This window comes from Saccharothrix sp. ST-888, from assembly GCF_000955975.1.
In the GTDB taxonomy this organism is placed as follows: domain Bacteria; phylum Actinomycetota; class Actinomycetes; order Streptomycetales; family Streptomycetaceae; genus Kitasatospora.
The window spans coordinates 1-368 of the sequence record NZ_JYJF01000517.1 but is presented as its reverse complement, the minus strand read 5'-3'; the positions used below and the strand labels follow the sequence as shown (position 1 = coordinate 368).

General features: G+C 72.0%; 1 protein-coding gene. It reads right to left on the bottom strand.

Annotated features, from left to right (window positions below; translation table 11 throughout):
• A partial coding sequence (locus UK12_RS37140; RefSeq protein ID WP_156179127.1) for a response regulator transcription factor occupies nucleotides 1–365 on the bottom strand: 365 nt, incomplete at its 3' end.
• Between the last annotated feature and the right edge of the window lie 3 nt (nucleotides 366–368).

Genomic DNA, 368 nt, shown 5'->3' with positions numbered 1-368 from the left:
ACCCGCAGCGCGGCCGTGCGGCTCCGCTGGCTCGACTCCCACGCCCTCACCGTCCAGGTGTACGCGCGGGGGCGCGCCGGTCGCGATACCGACGACGAAGGTTGGGGCAGCGGACTGGTCGGGATGCGACAGAGCGGTGCGTCCTTCGCCGTAACGTATGCGGTCGGGCCGTTACGAGACGGAGGATCACGGGTCAGCCGGATGTCCAGCAGGACGACGTCGGGCACCAGCCGGCAGGTGAGTTCGACGGCCTGCTCGCCGTCGTCCGCCTCGCCGACCACCGCGATGTCGGGCTGGGCGTCCAGCAGCGCCCGGAACCCGGCCCGCACCAGGACCTGGTCGTCGGCCAGCAGTACCCGGATCATCGG